General features: G+C 64.2%; 16 protein-coding genes. 10 read left to right on the top strand and 6 right to left on the bottom strand.

What is annotated here, in order from left to right:
• Positions 1 to 216: 216 nt before the first annotated feature.
• From IPL79_19165 to IPL79_19150, 4 genes are read right to left on the bottom strand one after another with little or no spacing between them, the layout of a single operon-like run.
• Positions 217 to 1,053: a DUF362 domain-containing protein gene (locus tag IPL79_19165; protein ID MBK9073095.1), complete on the bottom strand. Its 837-nt coding sequence runs from the start codon at positions 1,051 to 1,053 to the stop codon at positions 217 to 219.
• Positions 942 to 1,619 (bottom strand): hypothetical protein, encoded by a 678-nt coding sequence (locus tag IPL79_19160; GenBank protein MBK9073094.1) that lies wholly within the window; start codon positions 1,617 to 1,619, stop codon positions 942 to 944. Before IPL79_19160 ends, IPL79_19165 begins: the two co-directional genes overlap by 112 nt.
• 7 nt (positions 1,620 to 1,626) lie before the next feature.
• Positions 1,627 to 3,021, bottom strand: coding sequence for an O-antigen ligase family protein (locus IPL79_19155; GenBank protein MBK9073093.1), 1,395 nt, complete (start codon positions 3,019 to 3,021; stop codon positions 1,627 to 1,629).
• An 8-nt stretch (positions 3,022 to 3,029) separates the two neighbouring features.
• Positions 3,030 to 4,103 carry a polysaccharide deacetylase family protein gene (locus IPL79_19150; protein ID MBK9073092.1) on the bottom strand — a complete coding sequence of 358 codons (1,074 nt, stop codon included), beginning with the start codon at positions 4,101 to 4,103 and terminating at the stop codon, positions 3,030 to 3,032.
• Between the two features lie 59 nt (positions 4,104 to 4,162).
• Between IPL79_19150 and IPL79_19145 the strand changes: the two genes are divergently transcribed.
• The 4 genes from IPL79_19145 (at position 4,163) to IPL79_19130 (ending at position 8,627) form a co-directional block, all read left to right on the top strand.
• Positions 4,163 to 5,083 (top strand): glycosyltransferase, encoded by a 921-nt coding sequence (locus IPL79_19145; protein ID MBK9073091.1) that lies wholly within the window; start codon positions 4,163 to 4,165, stop codon positions 5,081 to 5,083.
• Positions 5,084 to 5,181: 98 nt separating this feature from the next.
• The gene (locus IPL79_19140) at positions 5,182 to 5,760 is read left to right on the top strand and encodes a hypothetical protein (GenBank protein ID MBK9073090.1); all 579 of its coding nucleotides are present in this window, start codon (positions 5,182 to 5,184) and stop codon (positions 5,758 to 5,760) included.
• A 132-nt stretch (positions 5,761 to 5,892) separates the two neighbouring features.
• Positions 5,893 to 7,617 carry a polysaccharide deacetylase family protein gene (locus IPL79_19135; protein ID MBK9073089.1) on the top strand — a complete coding sequence of 575 codons (1,725 nt, stop codon included), beginning with the start codon at positions 5,893 to 5,895 and terminating at the stop codon, positions 7,615 to 7,617.
• Between the two features lie 8 nt (positions 7,618 to 7,625).
• On the top strand, positions 7,626 to 8,627 hold the full coding sequence (locus tag IPL79_19130) for a hypothetical protein (protein ID MBK9073088.1): 1,002 nt from the start codon (positions 7,626 to 7,628) through the stop codon (positions 8,625 to 8,627).
• Here IPL79_19130 and IPL79_19125 read toward each other — a convergent pair.
• Complete coding sequence (locus tag IPL79_19125) at positions 8,616 to 9,728, bottom strand: glycosyltransferase (GenBank protein ID MBK9073087.1); 1,113 nt, start codon at positions 9,726 to 9,728, stop codon at positions 8,616 to 8,618. The two genes, IPL79_19130 and IPL79_19125, sit on opposite strands and share 12 nt — an antisense overlap.
• Positions 9,729 to 9,749: 21 nt before the next feature.
• Between IPL79_19125 and IPL79_19120 the strand changes: the two genes are divergently transcribed.
• Both IPL79_19120 and IPL79_19115 read left to right on the top strand, forming a co-directional pair.
• Positions 9,750 to 10,208: a hypothetical protein gene (locus IPL79_19120; protein ID MBK9073086.1), complete on the top strand. Its 459-nt coding sequence runs from the start codon at positions 9,750 to 9,752 to the stop codon at positions 10,206 to 10,208.
• Between the two features lie 92 nt (positions 10,209 to 10,300).
• Positions 10,301 to 11,341 (top strand): SDR family oxidoreductase, encoded by a 1,041-nt coding sequence (locus IPL79_19115; protein MBK9073085.1) that lies wholly within the window; start codon positions 10,301 to 10,303, stop codon positions 11,339 to 11,341.
• Positions 11,342 to 11,488: 147 nt separating this feature from the next.
• On the opposite strand, the gene IPL79_19110 is transcribed toward IPL79_19115, so the two are convergent.
• On the bottom strand, positions 11,489 to 12,877 hold the full coding sequence (locus tag IPL79_19110) for a YXWGXW repeat-containing protein (GenBank protein MBK9073084.1): 1,389 nt from the start codon (positions 12,875 to 12,877) through the stop codon (positions 11,489 to 11,491).
• Between the two features lie 218 nt (positions 12,878 to 13,095).
• Between IPL79_19110 and IPL79_19105 the strand changes: the two genes are divergently transcribed.
• The 4 genes from IPL79_19105 to IPL79_19090 all read left to right on the top strand — a co-directional run bounded on the left by IPL79_19105 (position 13,096) and on the right by IPL79_19090 (position 16,871).
• Entirely contained in the window at positions 13,096 to 14,907 is a 1,812-nt protein-coding gene (locus tag IPL79_19105; GenBank protein MBK9073083.1) for an acyl-CoA dehydrogenase, read from the top strand.
• Positions 14,908 to 14,988: 81 nt separating this feature from the next.
• Positions 14,989 to 15,573 (top strand): hypothetical protein, encoded by a 585-nt coding sequence (locus IPL79_19100; GenBank protein ID MBK9073082.1) that lies wholly within the window; start codon positions 14,989 to 14,991, stop codon positions 15,571 to 15,573.
• 36 nt (positions 15,574 to 15,609) lie between these two features.
• The gene (locus tag IPL79_19095) at positions 15,610 to 15,996 is read left to right on the top strand and encodes a cupin (GenBank protein ID MBK9073081.1); all 387 of its coding nucleotides are present in this window, start codon (positions 15,610 to 15,612) and stop codon (positions 15,994 to 15,996) included.
• A 29-nt stretch (positions 15,997 to 16,025) separates the two neighbouring features.
• Positions 16,026 to 16,871 carry an outer membrane beta-barrel protein gene (locus IPL79_19090; GenBank protein MBK9073080.1) on the top strand — a complete coding sequence of 282 codons (846 nt, stop codon included), beginning with the start codon at positions 16,026 to 16,028 and terminating at the stop codon, positions 16,869 to 16,871.
• Positions 16,872 to 16,878: the final 7 nt, after the last annotated feature.

Genomic DNA, 16,878 nt, shown 5'->3' with positions numbered 1-16,878 from the left:
TGGCAAAATTTTCGGGAGCCGCTGATTCGACCCTTAGCCCGTGCATTAACGGCACATCTGCTTGCACCATTGGGTGCCCTACCTACGCTCGGTGCGTCACGGTTACCTGCCCCTATGAGCCATGCACGTGCGATGACTGCCCGGAAACTGTCTAGCAAACGCTTTGTTGCGGTGACGTACCAACCTGGCTGACGCGTAGGGGAAAAGGCGCGGATCCTAGACGATCGTGACAAGCGCAGGATCGAGCGCGCCGACGCCGGCGACTTCTTTGTAATACCGCAGGAACTTGGTCGCCTTGGCCTCGGCCGAATCGAGGTTGTAGTAGGCGTCAAAATTGAGGCCGCGGATCGGCATCATCAAATTGCGGATACACCAGGCGTCGACGGCAACTGGGTCGGTGCCCGCGACGATGGTCTTGGTGTGGTGCGCGCTGAGCTCGGCATGGCGCAGGTCCTCGCTGTCTGGCCAGCCCTTCGCCGGCATCGCGGCGGTCCATTCCGAGACCGTAATGTAAAGGTCCGGTTTCCGGACAGATGCACAGAACGCGGCGAGCGGCCCCGCCATGCGCCAGCTGGGCCGCCGCTTGCCGAACGAGCCAAAGTAGTGCACCGACTGATAGCCTTGCGCGAGCGGATGCGTGCCGAGCGCGCCGGCGCTCATGTCGACCAGCCCCATCGCCGACTTCACCGCGCCGGTGTAGCCAGTCGAGCCGTGCTCGTTGCCCGTCGTCATGTTGATAAAGGTCAGCTTGCGATCGACCTTGACCAATTTGCCGCCCTCGCGACGAAACACGCCGTCGCGCAGATCGATCGTGAGGCCGCTGCGGGCGTCCGTGAAGCGCGGCCACGTCAGCGGCGTCTGCGCGTCGTCGACCAGGCTGCGCCTCAGGCGAAACACCTGCGAGAAATCCCAAAAGTAGCCGTCACGCGCATCGCCCGTCGTCAGCGGCCCGCGGCCATCGCCGCCGTAGTGCCCGTGCGCATGCGCGGCGTCGTGCCAGGTGTCATCTTGGAGCGAGGATAGGCCCGCATCGACGAGGCCGACAAAGCCCACGCGGGCGTTAAGCGCCGAAAAGTGGGGATCAAATCTCCCAGCGAGCTCCAGCCATTAACGTCGACGTTGCGCACGCTTGGATGCGTCCACGCCCGCGTCAGGCCGCGCGCAGGGTCGTCATCGGCGCGATCGAGGAAACGAAAATGTGTGTTCTCGAACACGATTACGTCGCCGCGAAAGCCCGGAATTTCCAGCACGTGCTCAATCGCGCGCCTTACCGCCGCGACATTGGTCATGCCCTGGTTCCACCACTGCGCGGCAACCTTGATGATGACGACGTCATCGACCCCAACCAACGCCGCCGCGCCGCCCAGCTTGGCAAAGACGCCATCGATGCGCTCGGCGGGGCTGCCACCGCCCTGCGCCACATACAGCTTGGTGGCATCGCGCGCCGCATCGTGCACGGGCGCGGCCGGCGTCGCCGCAAACGACGAAGCCTCGGTATAGCGCGCCAGCTTAGACGTAATTTTGCGCCGCAGCGACCACGCCGCGCCCCCCGCCACCACGGCGCCGGCGCCCAGGCCGCCTAGAATGATCTTGCGTCGGCTCATGCGCGTGTCTGACATCAGCGCATCATAGCGCGTGTTGGAGGCGAAGGTACATCGGCAGCAAGACGGTTACAAATAGGGCCGCTACCACGGCAACGGCGAGCCACTCACCCAGGCGCAGGCGTGGCGAGAACGTCGGCACATGCGCCACGACGGCGCCGTGCCATGCGGCAACTAGGCCGAGGTAAAGCCACATAACCGAGTGATAAGCGAACGAGAGCGTGCCGATCTGGAACACCAGCCCGAGACCACCGGCGAGCAAGGCGAGCGCCCACACCCGCGGCACCTCGGCGCCTGCGATGCCGCCCAGCTCGCGATATCCAACAAAGACGATCTTAAGCGCCTGCGCGAGCAAGGCCAAGAATAAGACCAGGCCGAGAAACCCCAACTCGCCCGCCGCGAGCACGTACGAGTTGTGCGCCGTCATATAATGATGCTCGCCAAATTGGCGATGCCCGACGCCGACCAAGGGGCTGCCGCGCATCATGCCCAGGCCCGCCGCCCACGCCTCATAGCGCAAGGCCGTCGACATCGCGGCCGACTCGGTATCGCGTCCCGCGGTAGCAGCTCGCATGATCAAGAACGCCAACGGCGCTATCACCAGGCCTGCGGAGATCGCCCACCGCCCCCACCGCGCAATGGCAAAGGTGCCGGCAATGATCACCACGACCAACAGTCCACCGCGCGATTGCGTGAAGTAGATACATGCCAAGCACAGCCCCATCGCGATGGCGAGGGCGGCGTCGCGAGGACCTCGCCGCACGCCAGGCACGTGGCCAAACCACAGCCCCAGGCCCAGCGCGATGCCTCCGAGCCCAAGCCACAGCGCGAGCTCGTTGGGATCGTGCAATTCGCCGCGATAGCGCACACGCCCTTCGATCGAAAACGTTTGAAACAGGCCGACACGTTCACAGCGAAAATCATCGCCGCTGCCGTCGATGCACATCACTGCGGTGTCGCACGGGCGACCATCCGGCGCGCCCTCGGCGGTATAGACCGGATCAACCGCGACGCAGCCATACGGCGCAAATCGCTGCTCAATGCCGACGATGGCGAGGAAAGCGCAAAGCGCGACGACGATACCGGCAAACCAGCGAAACGATCGCAGGCGCTGGATGCCACCCGCCATCAGGGTAAACAACACGCCCAGGATGACGAGCTCGGTGAGGCGTTGCGGCAGGCTCTCACCGCCGGCGGCCAGATCGCAGACGCCCGCCCACGCCAAGAACGCAAATCCAACCCATAGCAGCGGCGACCATTGCGGCCGCAAGCGGCCGATGCGAACGTCGAGCACATAGCCGAGCAGCGCGGCCACGGCCGCCAGGTGCAGCAGCGGCACACCTGCGAGCAGCGGCACAAATTCTTGCGGGCGCGTGATCAGGACGATCACCAAGAGCCCAAGGCCCGGCAAAACAAACACACACCACGTTACCGCGAAAACTTGGGCAACACGTTGGCGCGCGGCTGCTCAATGCGAAACAAAAACCAGGCTAGCCGATCGGGGCAATACTGGCCGCGATCATCGCAAATGGTCTCCGCGGTGAACCCGGCGCGACCGAGCACGCCCGCCGCCAGATCGCCCGCGTTGTTGAGCTTGCGCCGGCTGGTGAAGAGCAGCTCGAAGCCGAGGTCGTGTGCTTGCTCTACCAGGGCTTCGGTGTGCGCGCCGTGGGGAAACGACATCGCGCGCGGGTACTGGCCGGTTACACGAAATAGACGCTGCCGCGATTCATTGAGCTCACCGCCTGGATTGGCGACGTCGGTTAGCGGCGTGTGGCTGTGGCCGTGGCCGCCGAGCGCCATGCCCTGCCCTGGCAGCTCCGCCAACTTGGCCTGCGTAATCATCTGCGGCGTCGGATCGGCGAGCACGGCATAGAGGCGCGCGAGCACCGCCTGCCGGCGATCGCTTGGCTGGCGCTCCAAATGCGAGATGACGGCGCGCAGAGGCTCGAGGTCGGCACGCGCGGCAGCGTGGCGTCTCGCCTGCGCGGCGTGCACCGGCTCACCGAGTTCATCCCACACCTGTGCCAGCCGCTCGGCGCCCAGGCGTCCGCTTCGCCACGCGCCGACCATTTGCTCCTGCCAAAATGCATCCGGTCGCCCCACCACATCGGTGGCGACAAACAACAGCGATGGGCAGCGATACTTGGAAAGCAGCGGCGCCGCGAAGTCAGCGGTATCGGCCCAGCCATCGTCGAACGTGATGAGCAGAGGCACCTCGGGCAGGCTACCTGGCCGGGCGCGGGCGCGCGCGATGTCATCGAGCGTCACCAGATTATAGTGGCGGCGAAAAAAAATGAGCGTCTGCTCGAAGAGCTCCGTGGAAAGCGAATATTCCGGATCGCAGCGCAGCCACCGCACATCACCCGGGTCGATGATCCGGTGATACATGATCACGGTCAGCGCCTGGCGATTGCGGCGGCGATGCCAAAGATCGAGCATGCCGCTGCGGTAGGCGCGACGCACCAGCCTGGTTTTGACGGCGCTGCGCAATCCCGACACGGCGCTAATTGTAGTGCAGTTTACGCGCCCAGGGCACGCCGCTGGCGTAGAATTGGCGCATGCGGCCACTGGTGAGCGTCATCATCCCCAGCTTCAACCGCGCCGGGTTATTGCGACGCGCGCTGGCCTCAGTGGCGGCGCAGACCTATCCCCACGAGCTCATCGAGACCATCGTGGTCGACGATGGCTCAACCGATGACACGCGTGCCGTCGTCGCGCGCGAGTTTCCGGGCGTGCGCTACGTTCATCAGGCCAATGCGGGAGTGTCGGCGGCGCGCAATCGAGGGCTTGGCGAGGCCTCCGGCAGCGTGCTGACGTTCTTGGATTCCGATGATCTTTGGTTGCCCGAGAAGACCGCGGCGCAGGTCGACAAGCTCACCGACCACCCCGAGCTCGGCATGGTCGTCACCGACGTCTTGCGCCGCAACATTAACGGTGCGCAGGACACGCTGCGGCGACGAGATACCATTCCCAGCGATGGGTTTGCGCTGCACACCATCGCACAGCATCCGGCGATGGTGCCGTCGTCGGTGGCGATGCGGCGTTGCGTCTACGAAGAGCTCGGCGGTTTTGATTCTCAGCTGCGCACGGCCGAAGACATCGACTACATGCTGCGCGTCGCGCGCCTCTATCCAATCGGCGTAATCGAGGCGCCGCTCACCGTCGCCGCGCGGGGCCTCGAAGATGGGCTCAACGCGGTGGCCGGCACGTACAAGGATTACTTATTCGTCATGGAACGTTTTTTTGATGAGTATCGCGACGAGCTACCTGCCGCCGTGCGCCACTGTGCGCTCGCCCGCGCCCGCGCCCGTTTTGCGCGAGGCCTCGCGGGTGGTGGCGAGGTGCGCACCGCCGCCGAGCACTGGGCGTGGAGCTTGTATCACACGCGGCGTCCGCGCGACGTCGCGTTCGCCCTGCGCGCTGGCGCCGCGGTGGCGAAGGCTGCGGTGCGCAAGGTCATTCCCAAGCGCGCGCCTTAACAGTGATCGTCTCAAGCGCCCGCCAACGGGGCCTGGCAATCGTTGGCAAGGCGTGGCAAGTACCGCACACCGCCAGGTGTTTCAGCTAGCCTGCTAACATGGCTAGCCGCATCGTAGCAGGGTTGCTGTTATTCCACGGGATAGCCGGGTGCGGCAAAGAATGCGAATTTGAAATCATTCGAACCGCAAACCCCGCCGCCGGCAGTCAATTAGTCGACGGGGTGTCGAGTTCGTTTGAATCAGAGGTCGGCTATTGGGCTGACGGTGACGACACAGACCATCAATCGATGACCTACTACATTCGCGCCGATGGTGCACCGCTCGACCTAATGTACAGGTTTCGTTCAGGCTGGAAGCCTGGCGTCTTTTCTTACCCGCTTGGGTACGCTTCCGTGACGCTCTGCAATTCGGACATTCGCGCGTATTGCGAAGAGATCTGGTCAGTTGATGCCGCCGCCTCCACAACCATTTACGCGTTTGCAGTGCAGGAAGGTGAGACCTTCTATGATGGCGCGCCCGTAACGTACCGCGCGTTTGACATTGTGGGCGCCGTGGAACTGGCGGCGGTCTCGCCGGCCGGGCAGCTTGAAGCCACGATCGAATTCGAGTTTGACGAGGACTTGATCAAAGGCGAGTGTCGGCCCTGCAACAATGGCATCGAAGGGTGTACCTATTAGCTTGTCGCGCGCGTCCGACGTGCCGGCGCCGCGGCGGGCCAGCGGAGTGTGCCCACGTCGCGCGACGCGCTTGCGCGGGATCACTTCCACACCGCCATAGGAAAAACCGCGCAAATGCCGTAGAATGAGGCGATGCGAATTCGCGCGGCGCTGTCGACGCTTATGGGGCAGCGGCCGATCGCGCAGTCGCTCATGGACGCGCGCGAACGCCTACCGTGGTCGAAACTGCCGTGGTCGCCGCTGACGGTCCTCACCTATCACCACGTCGAACAGCCGGACGCCGACTATCGCTTTGATCCAGACGTCGCCGACGCTACCACCGACATGTTTGATAGCCAGATGGCGTGGGTCGCGGCTAACTTCTCGGTCGTGCGGCTGGCCGATTTGGCGCGAGCGGCGCGCGGCGAGGGCGCGCTACCCGCCAACGCGCTGCTCATCACGTTTGATGATGGCTACAAGTCGTGCCTGACCCGCGCCTTGCCCGTGTTGGCGCGGCATCAGCTGCCGGCGACGTTTTTTGTGCCAACTGGGTACATCGACGACCGGCGCCTGTTTTGGTGGGAACAAATCGCCTGGATGCTACGCGAACGCCAAGGCACGGCGTTTGCGATGACCTACCCCACGGCGCGTCGCTTCATCGCCAATGAGACCGGCCGCCACGCGCTGCTGCGCCTAGTCAAGGACAGCGCTAATCTCGACCTGCCGCGTTTTATGCGTGAGCTCGCCGCCGCGCTGCAAATCGACTGGACGCCCGAGCTCGAGCGGCGGCTCGCCGATGAGCTCATCATGACGTGGGACGATCTGCGCGCGCTGCGCGACGCCGGCATGGACATTGCCTCGCATGGCGTCACCCATCGCGTGCTGCAGCAGATTGCGCTTGGCGAAGTCGCCACCGAGCTGCGCCACAGCAAGCGGCGCCTCGAAGAAGAACTTGGGCGCCCCACCCTCGCCATTGCCTATCCTACCGGCCGCAGCGTCGCCAGCGACCGCACGCTGCACCAAGCGGTGCGCGATGCGGGCTATACGCTGGGCTTTGCCAACGCGAATGGCATGTCGTTGCGACGGCGCCGCGACTGGCTGGATCTGCCGCGCTACGCGCTCGATCGTCAGCTATCGCTTGATGAGTTTCGCGGTCAGCTCGCCGTGCCGTGGTTGTCGTATCGCGCGCAGCTGGCGCCAGCAGGCGCAGGCCTGCCGCCGCCAGGGTCGACGCCCACGGCCGCACCAAACCACCCGGACGCGCCCCCCGAGGCGTCGACGCTTCGCGCGGCCCTGCGCGAACAATGGATTCGCCGCACCATGAAAGGCATCGCGCGCCGCGACGCGCACAAGCGCATCGACTTTGCCTACCGCGTCGCCGATCCTTGGCATATGGCGAGTGCCAAGGAGCAATTTCGCTTCGCCGCCACCAACAAGATCCTGCGCGAGCAGTTTGGCGATATCGACACCTTGCTCGAGCTTGGCTGCGGCGAAGGCCACCAAACCGAGCACCTGGCCCAGCTCGCGCGCCAGGTCACCGGCCTCGATATTTCCGCCACCGCGATCGCCCGCGCGCAAGCACGCGTGCCGGGCGCGGCATTCGAAACCGGGCTGGTCACCGACGAACGCTGGGAGGGGGGCCGCTTCGACGTCGTCGTCGCCTGCGAGGTCCTCTACTATATTAAAGACCTCGCCGCGACGCTGGCCCGCCTCGATGCGCTGGCGACGCGTGGTTGGCTCATCACTTACTTTGACGGCGCCGAGCGCGTCCTCGCCGACGACCTCGCGCGTTTTGCGGCGACGCGCCAGCCGGTGCAACGCAACACCTTTCGCTATCAAGACGTCACGTGGAACGTCATGTGGCACGTTAAGCGTTAGCGCTCACCATGCCCGAAACCTCGATGCGGCTGTGGTTGTTTGCCTTGGGCTATTTTGCCGCCTACGTGCCATATGCCGCGCTCACCAAGGCCATGTCGTCGGGTGCTTTCTCCGGGCCCGTGGTCTCGGGGCTTGCCCTGTTGCCGCTGAGCCTCATGGCCTCCGTGCTGTCGATGCTCGCGGTTTTTTCGTTCGGCGGCTATTGGCGCTTCGCGAGCACGCGTCGCCTCCTTGGCCGTGATGTGCCGATGCCGAGCCGCACCACGCTCCTTGCCGGCACCGCCACCGCCGCGATCATCGTGACCACCACGCTGTCGTACGCGTTTGTCGGCGTCAATATCTCGCTGATGAGCCTGCTCATGCGCGGCGGCGTGCTGCTGCTGGCGCCGCTCGTCGATGCGATCACCGGACGCAAGGTGTGGTGGTATTCGTGGGTAGCGCTGGCGCTGGGCCTAGTTGCGGTGCTTGGGCTTTCTGGGCAGGCGAAGGCCAATCTGCCGTGGCTCGCCGCGCTCGACATCGCGTGCTACCTCGGCGCATATCTTATCCGCCTGCTCATCATGAGCCGAGCCGGCAAGCAGGTGACGCAGCGCGAGCGCATGCGCTACTTCGTCGAGGAACAACTCGTCGCATCGCCGATGGCGCTGCTGCTCGTCGCCGCCCTCGCGGCCTTGCCCGTGCTTGGCATCGACGCCGCCGCGCTAACGCGGTTGCAAGACGGCTTTACCGAGCTATGGCGCCACCCGCAGGCCTGGCTCATCTTGCTCATGGGCGTGCTGTCGCAGGCCACCGGTTTTTTTGGCGGCCTGGTGTTGCTGGCGCCGCAAGAGCACAGCTACAGCGTGCCGCTCAATCGCTCAGGCAGCATCTTGGCGGGTATTGTGGCGACGTCGCTACTCGCCGCATTTGGCGTTTCTGGTGCGCCCAGCGCCTCAGAATGGCTCGCGGCCTCGTTGCTCATTATCTCGGTCATTGTCTTATGGCGCGGGCCCATGCGATCAGCGCGCTAGGGCGCCCCGGTATAACGCCTCATACTCCGTCGCCATCGTCGCGAGCGAAAACTGCGCGACCGCGCGCGCCCGCGCCAGGGCGCCAAGCGTGGCGCGCAACTCATCACCCGCGATCAAGCGCGCCAGCTCCACCGTCAGCGCCGGCGCGTCTTCGGAGGTCACCAAGGCCCCGCAGTCGCCCACGACATCACGCATACCACCGACATCGGTGCCCACAATCGGCAGTCCGCAAGCCATGGCCTCGGCCACCGCGAGTGGCAAGCCCTCACTGCGCGACGTCAGCGCGAAGAGATCGGCCGCCGCAAGCAGCTCGGCCACGTCATCGCGTCGCCCCATCAGCCGCACGCGGTCCGCAAGGCCGAGCGCCAAAGCCTGCGCCGCGAGCGCGTCATGCAACGGGCCCTCACCGATGATCATCACGCGCACCCGCGCCGCCACCTCAGCCGGCAACGCCGCCACGGCGGCCAAGAGCATCGCATGATGCTTGTTCTCGTCGAGCCGCCCGACAGAAATCACGACACAAACATCGGCCGCGGCGTCCACCGGCCCCCACGCCGCGCGCCACTTCATGCGCGCCGCCGGATCGGGCACAAACCGCGTCACGTCGATGCCATTGACGATGGTCGTTAGCTTGCCGGTTGCGCACTCGCGCGCAAGCCGGGCCTGCGCCGCCGTCCCCTCCGACACCGCGACGAACGCCTCCACCGCCGCTGCCGCCGTGCGCCTTGCGATCAAGTTTGCCCCGACCGCGGGATTCTTGCCGTGCTTGGTATGAATCACGCGCGCCCCCGCCAGGCGTGCCGGCCACGCCGCATAGATGAGTGGCAACGGGTTGTGTGTGTGCACGATTTTTGGACGTAGCGTGCGCAGCAAGCGCGCCAGCCGCACCGGCAGCGCGACGTCAAGGCCAGCCTGCTTGGCTACCACATGTACCGGGACGCCTGCCGTGGCAAACGCGTCTGCTAGCGCCGGGGCCGCGGTTGCCAGCGACACCACGCGCACGTCCCACCCCTGCGCACGCTGCGCCGCCGCGAGCCGCAGCACCAGCATTTCCTGCCCGCCCATGCCCAGCGACGACAGCACATGCACGACCGACAACACGCACCATGGTAACATGCGGGCATGGAGGCCGTCTCGGAATGCGCGGTGTCGGTGGCGCGCCGCATCGTCGCCGCGGGCGCGCTTACGGTTGGTATCATTGAGTTGCCTGCGGCTCGCCGCGCGGCGCGGGCGCGACGCCCCGCGAGGCTCGCCGCGTTTATGCAAGATCTCGGCGCGGCCCTCTATGCGTTAACCGCGGTGCCATCGGCAACATGGGCAGCCACCAGCGCCGGCGATGAGCAAGCGCGCGCACAAAGCCCGCTGCTGGATCTCGCGCAGGCCGCAACCGCCACCGCGGAATATTTGCTGTGCGACCTCGGAGGGTTGCAGGCGCGTGGCGAACACGGTGCGGCCGCCGGCACCTTGCACGCCGTCCTCGTGCTCGCCGAGATTGGATGTGACGACCGCGCGTTACGCGACCTCGTGCGCGAATTGCCGCGCGAACGCATGCTTGGCGTCGTGCTTATGGAGGCCCCATGACGTGGCGCGAGCCGCGACAATTCGACGCGTTTTGAGCCGGCACGTGTTGACGTCTGTCGCCGTTCCACGGACCATGCGAGGCAGGTTGGCTTATGAGCGCGCGTGGCTACGACTTACTCTGTGAGAAATTGGTCAACGAACCTCGGCGCTGGCTGGTGACCGGCGTCGCGGGCTTTATCGGCTCCGCGCTGATGGAGCGCTTGCTCGACCTTGGCCAGAGCGTCGTCGGCGTCGATAACTTCATCACAGGCCATCAAAAAAATCTCGACGACGTCCTCTCGATCAATCCCGATCAAAAATACCAGTTCAAATTCATCGAGGGTGATCTCTGTGATCCCGCGGTTGCCAAGCGGGCCGTGCGCGACGTCGACATCATCTTGCATCAGGCCGCGCTCGGTTCAGTGCCGAGGTCGATCGAAGAGCCCCTACCATCTAACGCCAACAACGTCGTGGCTTTTCTCAACCTGCTTGAGGCCGCGCGCCACGCGGGCATCACGCGCATCGTCTATGCCAGCTCAAGCTCGGTCTACGGCGATCACGAAGACTTGCCCAAGCGCGAGGAAACCATTGGCAAGTGCTTGTCGCCCTACGCCGCCACCAAGCGGTGCGATGAGATCTACGCCGACGTCTTTTCGTCGTGCTATGGCCTCAACCTCGTCGGCCTGCGCTACTTCAATGTCTTTGGTCGCCGCCAAGATCCAAACGGGGCCTACGCCGCCGTGGTGCCGCGGTGGATCGACACGCTGCTGGCGGGCAAGACCTGCCAAGTCTACGGCGACGGCACCGCCAGCCGCGATTTTTGCTACATCGACAATGTCGTGCAAGCGAACATCTTGGCCGCCATCCATCATTGGGATGCGCCTTTGCACCGCGTCTACAACGTTGGCTGCAACGAACGCACCACGGTCAAAGAACTCTTCGAAATGATCCGCGACGGCCTCGTGCGCGTTGATTCAGACATCGCCGAGGCGCAGCTCGAATACGCGCCCGCGCGGCCGGGCGATATCCCGCATTCGCAGGCGTCCATCGATCGCATCACGAGCGAACTTGGATACCACCCCAGCCATACCGTGGCCGAGGGCATGAGCGAAACCGTCGCGTGGTTTGCCGACGCCCGCTCCTCGAGCACTTAATAGTCCGAACAATATTTCTATACGGAATGCATCCGTATGGAGGAAGTTTGCGCGCACGCCTGCAGCGAGAGAGGGAGCATACGCTTGGTATGTGACCGACCGAGCGAAGCCGTACGCGCAAAATTTCCCATACGGTGCGTTCCGGGTCTAGTTCCAGCTGCCGTCGATCCACACGTAGACGCTGCCGCGCAGCTCCCAGCGGCCAGGCGTCCATGTCTTGCTAGCTTGCGATTTCTGCCAGCTGCCAGCGCGCCACGAATATTGGCCGTCTTGCCAAACGTAGCGCCCTGGTTGCCAAAAATAGCCCGGTCGCGCGGTGCCTGGTCTTTCGGCCACGGGCGCTGGTGGCGGCGCGGTTGGACCGCTGACAACTGGAGGTTGTGGTTGTGGCGCAGGCTGCGGTTGCGGCGGTTGTTGATGATGCGGCTGCTGATGCGTCGCCGGTTGCGGCGGCGGCACCAGCGTCGGCGTTGGCGCCGGAGCGGCGGCTTCCCACGCACCAGGAACCCATACCCAACGGCCATTTTGGTTTTCCCAACGGCCATCACGCCATTGCTTGCCGCGTTGCTCGCGCTGCCAGCGACCAGGCGTCCATTTCCATTCGCCAAACTTCCATTCCCATTTACCGGCGACCCAAACCTGGCCGCGAGCACCGCGCGCTGGGCGCGTATCGCGCGGCGGCGGGGGTGCTACATTGGGCTCGGCGGGCAAGGCGGTCCAGGTGCCCGGCACCCACGTCCACGTGTTGCCGCGTTGCTCCCAACGGCCTTCTGTCCAAACGGAACCGCGGCGTTCGCGCTCCCAGCGGCCTGGCGTCCATTCCCACTGGCCATATTTCCATTCCCATTTACCGGCGACCCACACCTTGTTGCCACGACGCAGCTCGGTTGGCGCGGGATCACGCGGCGCAGGCGGCGCTATGTTTGGTTCCTTGGGCAATTCTTCCCAACGGCCATCGACCCACGCCCACGAGGCGCCGCGTTGCTCCCAGCGACCGTCGACCCACCGGTAGCCGCGTTTGACATCTTGCCACCGACCGGGGTTCCACGACCACTCGCCATTTTTCCATTCCCAGCGACCCGAAAACCACACTTTGCCCGCGAGTACTTGCGCCGGCGTTGGGTCTTTTGGCGGAGGCGGCGCAACGTTTGGCTCGCGCAGCACTTGCTGCCAACGGCCCGGGATCCACACCCATTGGCCGTTTTGGTTTTCCCAACGTCCTTCGACGAATCGTTGATCTGGAACGACGCGCTCCCATCGACCGGCGGTCCAGGTCCACCGACCGTTTTGCCACGACCAATTGCCTGGGACCCAAATGTGCCCCTTGCGCTTGGCGCCGCGAACTCGTTCCGCCTGCGGTGCCGGCGGCGCGGTGGTTGGATACGTTGCCGCCTGTGGCGGAGCTACCAAAGTTGGCGCCGGCGGAACCTGCGACGACTGCGGCGACGGGCTCCCTCCGGGCGGTGGAGGTGGCGGCGAGCGCCGGCCTCCTGGTTGCGCCGAGACGTGGCCAACCACGGTCGAACCGACGAGCAAAGCGGTGGCTAAAAAGCGTGCTGTGAACCTGGAAATATGCGTAATCACAATCTTCCTCCTGATAACGGACTTGAGCTTACTGCCTGTCAGACGGTGAAGTCCGAGGCTTTGTTCATTGAATTGCTTGACGCATTGCATAAGTGGCATCATAAAATGAATGAGTATTCATTCAACGTTCATTTTAACGCCAGATTGCCGCAGCGAACCATCGAGGACCCATGTCGCAAAACGTCAACTTTTATAAGGCAAGCCTTCGCGAATTCCGCTTCGTGCTCTTTGAACAATTTAAGCTCGGCGAACTCCTCAGCAAGGCGCCGTATGCCAATTGGGGCAAGGACGAAGTCACCAGCGTGCTCGATGAAGCTTACGCGTGGTGTTGCAAGGTGCTCGGGCCGCTCAACGGCGCCGCCGACAAGATCGGTTGTAAATATGAAAACGGCAAGGTGACGACGCCAAACGGCTTCACCGCGGCGTGGAAATCGCTTTACGAGGTCGGCTGGCGCAGCATCGCGGTTGAAGAACAATTTGGTGGCCAAGCGGGCCCCCTTACCTTGTCGATGGCCGTCGAGGAAATGATGTGCGGCGCCAACACCTCGTTCAACATGTATCCCGCGCTCACCACCGGCGCCGCCGATACCATCGCCGAGTTTGGCACGCCCGATCAACAACAGCGCTGGGCAGCCAAGATGCACGCCGGCGAATATGCGGGCACCATGTGCCTGACCGAGCCCCAGGCCGGCTCCGACGTCGGCGCCGCGACGACGACCGCGATCAAGCAGCCCGACGGCAGCTATAAGATCAAGGGCAACAAGATCTTTATCTCGGGCGGCGATCAAGACCTTTCTGGCAACATCGTGCACCTCGTGCTCGCGCGCACCCCCGAGGCACCGGCCGGCACCAAGGGCCTTTCGCTCTTCATCGTGCCCAAGCTGCGCGCCGACGGAAGCAGCAACGACGTGATCTGTACCGGCATCGAGCACAAGATGGGCATCAAGGCGTCATCGACCGCCAGCCTCTCCTTTGGCGAGAGCGACAATTGCCTCGGTGAGCTCGTCGGCACCACGGAACAAAAGGGCATGAGCCAAATGTTCCACATGATGAACTTCGCCCGCATTGGGGTCGGCATCCAAGGCCTCGCCGTCATGAGCTCGGCCTACCTCAACGCGCTCGAATACGCCAAGGATCGCAAGCAGGGCTCGAATATGGCGCACTTCAAAGACGCCAACGCGCCCCGCGCCGCCATCATCGAGCATCCCGACGTTCGCCGCATGCTGCTCGACATGAAGGCGCGCGTCGAGGGCGTGCGAGCGTTAGCGATCAAGCTCACCATGCACGTCGATCGCAAGGCCGCCGCCACCGACGACGCGGGACGCGACTATCACCAAGGCCAGGTCGATTTGCTCGTGCCACTGGTGAAGGCCTATGGCTCAGATCAGGCGTTCCAGGTCTGCGCCACCGCGATCCAAACCTATGGCGGCGCCGGCTACCTTAAAGACTGGCCGGTCGAACAGTATGCGCGCGATGCCAAGATTTTTTCGATCTACGAGGGCACCAACCATATCCAAGCGCTCGACCTCGTCGGCCGCAAGCTGGGGCAAAAGGGTGGCGCCAACTTCCAGTCGTTCGCCAAAGATGTCGGCGCGTTTATTGCCGCCAACAAGGGCCATGCGACGCTCGGCGATGGCATCGCGGAATTGGCCAAGGCGCTCGAGGCCGTCACCAGCTCGGCGATGCGCTTTCTCGGCTGGTCGACCGGCGGCAAGATGGAGATGGTGCCGCTGTCGGCTAATCGCTTCCTAGAAATGATGTCGGAGCTGACGGTTGGCTGGCTCCTGCTCGACCAGGCCGTGATCGCCGAGGCCGCCGTGGCCTCGCTCGCCGCCGACGCGCCCGACCGCGCGTTCTACGAAGGCAAGCGCGCCGCCGCGCTGTACTTTGCGCACAACGTGCTGCCGACGGTGGCCGGCAAGGCCGCGCTCATCGCCAAAGAAGACCGCTCACCGCTCACCATCAGCGACGCGGCATTTTAGCCCCCGCGCTTCGCGCCGCACTGCGCAGAAAAATGGCGAGCATCGTGAATATTTTGGCGTGTTGGGCGTTCAGATGACAACATGACGAATGACCAACGACATCTTGGCTTTCTAAAAAACATGCGGCGGTGGACGGAGGGGGTTGGCCTTTTCCTGATGCTCGCGGCGCTGCTGCCAGCCGAGGCGGCGGCCGACCGGCAAGGCAGGCGTCCTGCGGGGTGCTATGCGGCCTATGGACAGACGGCGTGCGGCTACGATTGCACGGCGGGCTACGGCCAATTGAAATGCGCGCAGACGCCGACTGGTACCTGCACCGCGGCATATGGCAGCGTTACGTGCTGGGACCCCGCGCCAGCCAAAGCGTCGCGGCGACGTTCGGAGCACGGAGGTCGCGAGCGGCGTGGACGTGATCACGAACCGGCAGGTGTTCACGACGCCCCGACCTGCTTGTCGAACTACGGCCAAACCGCGTGCGGCTATGGCTGCGTCGCGCAATACGGCAGGGTGCAGTGCGCGACGACCCCAGGCGCACAATGCATTGCGCAATATGGTCAGATCGCGTGCGGCTATGGCTGCGTCGCCCAGTACGGCCAAGTTCGCTGCGCGCAAGGTCCGCATGGGCAATGCCACGCCGCCAGTGGCAGCATATCCTGCTTTGATCCGTAGCGTCGATGGACGCGTCTGCCATGCTAGGCTGGCGCGATGACCGCCGCCACAACACCGTCTGGTCGCACCGAGCCGGTGCGCATCGACAAGCCCTGGGGCTACGAATTGTTGTGGGCTCACACCGAGCGCTACGTCGGCAAGATTCTAGTTATTCACGCCGGCCATGCACTTTCGCTGCAGTATCATCAACGCAAAGAGGAGACGTTGATGGTGCTTTCCGGTGAGGTATCGATCGAATTCTTCGCCGAAAGCGAGCCGCCGAGCATTGAGCAGTTTACGCGGCACCAAATTCTCCACGTGCCCGCGGGCCTGCGCCACCGCCTGACCGCGCTGACCGACGCCGAGCTCGCCGAGGTTTCCACGCCAGAGCTCGACGATGTGGTGCGAATCACAGATAGATACGGCCGCGGCGCTGCACCCTGAGCCGGCGTTATGCTACGTCCCTGCTCACGATGCACAAGTTCGCAAGTTGCCTCCTACTATTTGTCCCAGCCCTCGCGTTTGCGCAGCCCACGCCGCCTCCGGCTCCACCTGCTCCGCCCGCACCTGTGGTGGTGAATGAAGAAGTTGTCGAAACACACGACGGCGATGATGCTGACAACGATGACGGCGACGATGACGGCGACAAGCACGGCCGCGGTCTCCACGCTGGCGAACACCGTGGACGGCACCACGGCAAGCGCATGCGCCGCGTGACGGTCATCGAGACGAACGGCGACGAGGCGCCATCCGAAATTGACATACTCCGCCACACGCGTCCGGCGGGCTTCTCCATCGGTATTGGCGTCGGCTGGGCCCTGGCGCCGATGGGAAACACGCAAACCGACCTCACGGTGCTCAATACCACCAGCGTTCGCGCCAGGTTCGCCTCCGGCGTGCAGTTCGAGGCCATGCTGCGCGCCGCGGCCGACAGCGATAAAATCGACGATGGCAACGACAAGTCCACCGATCGCCAATCCGAATTCGCGCTCGGCGCACAGCTGCTCGTGCCGGTCATGAGACGCCCCAAGACCGACCTCCACGCGGTTGGCCTCGCGCAACTACACACCAACAAGGTCAATCCGGATGGCGACGGCAACTCGACCACAATGTCGGGCATTGGGCTTGGCTACGGCGTCGAGGTGCAGTACTGGGCACGTAAGCACGTCTCGCTTAGCATGCAGGCGAGCAATTTGTTGCTAGCCACCGACAAGACCACAACCGAGCAAGGCAATGGCCTCGAGATCAAGGTCACCGAGTCGACGTATGGCATTATTTGGGATCCCGCCGTGCGCCTGATGTTTCACCTCTATTTTTGAATTACGC

It is taken from the genome of Myxococcales bacterium (assembly GCA_016716835.1).
In the GTDB taxonomy this organism is placed as follows: Bacteria; Myxococcota_A; Polyangia; order Haliangiales; family Haliangiaceae; genus JADJUW01.
The sequence above is the reverse complement of the archived record's forward strand: the minus strand, read 5'-3'. Positions and strand labels throughout refer to the sequence as shown.